This window comes from Mesorhizobium sp. M7A.F.Ca.AU.001.01.1.1 (assembly GCF_004022735.1).
Lineage (GTDB): Bacteria > Pseudomonadota > Alphaproteobacteria > Rhizobiales > Rhizobiaceae > Mesorhizobium > Mesorhizobium ciceri.
The window spans coordinates 1-1,256 of record NZ_RZPF01001111.1; the positions used below are offsets into that span (position 1 = coordinate 1).

Annotated in this window: 1 protein-coding gene; it reads right to left on the reverse strand. The window is 64.5% G+C overall.

From position 1 onward, the window contains the following. Nucleotides 1–43: 43 nt before the first annotated feature. A partial coding sequence (glmM, locus tag EN884_RS36280; RefSeq protein WP_128361142.1) for a phosphoglucosamine mutase occupies nucleotides 44–1,256 on the reverse strand: 1,213 nt, incomplete at its 5' end.

Consider the following 1,256-nt stretch of genomic DNA (forward strand, 5'->3'; position numbering starts at 1 on the left):
TGGACAGGTTCAGGCGACGACGTCCTGCCGGGCGCTGTGGGGGTCAGGCGGCGCTGCGCGTTTCCGAGATGATGTCCACGATGCCATTCACCACGGACTCGACCAGTTGCGGGTCGTCGCCCTCGGCCATCACGCGGATCAGCGGCTCTGTCCCGGATGGCCGGATAACCAGCCGTCCGGTCTTGCCGAGCCGGCTACGCGCGTCTTCGATGGCGGCCTTGACCGGCGCCTCCTCGAGCGGCTTGCCGCCGGAAATGTGAACGTTCTTCAGGAGTTGCGGCACGGGTTCGAATTTCTTCGACAGTTCGCTGACCGGCCGGCCCTGCCGCTTGATGCAGGCCAGCACCTGCAGCGCCGAAACCAGGCCGTCGCCGGTGGTCGAAAAGTCGGACAGCACGATATGGCCCGACTGTTCGCCGCCGACATTCAAGCCATGCGCGCGCATATGCTCGACGACATAACGGTCGCCGACCTTGGTGCGGTGCAATTGCAGCTTCATGTCGCCGAGGAAGCGTTCGAGGCCCAGATTGGACATGACGGTTGAGACGACACCGCCGCCGGCAAGCCGCCCGCTCTGGTGCCAGGATTCGGCGATCAGCGCCATGATCTGGTCACCATCGACGATCGCGCCGTTTTCATCGACGATGACGACGCGATCGGCGTCGCCGTCGAGCGCGATGCCGATATCGGCGCGCACTTCGTGCACCTTCTTTTGCAGGCCGGCCGGGTGGGTCGAGCCGCATTCCTTGTTGATGTTGAAGCCGTTGGGCTCGACATTGATGGCGACGACTTCGGCGCCCAGTTCCCACAGCGCCTCGGGCGCCACCTTGTAGGCCGCGCCATTGGCGCAATCGACGACGATCCTCAAGCCCGCGAGCGACATCGAGCGCGGCAAGGTGCGCTTGGCGAATTCGATGTAGCGGTCATGCACGCCGTCGACGCGCTTGGCGCGGCCAAGCCCGTCGGAGTCGGCGAGCGCCAGTTCGATATCCCTGTCGAGCATGCTCTCGATGCGCTCCTCGATCTCGTCGGAGAGCTTGTAGCCGTCGGGTCCGAACAGCTTGATGCCGTTGTCGTAATAGGGGTTGTGCGAGGCCGAGATCATGACGCCGATATCGGCGCGCAGCGAACGCACCAGCATGGCGACAGCCGGCGTCGGGATCGGGCCGAGCAGGAACACGTCCATGCCGGCGGCACAAAGACCGGCGACCATGGCATTCTCGATCATATAACCGGAAAGCCTGGTGTCCTTGCCG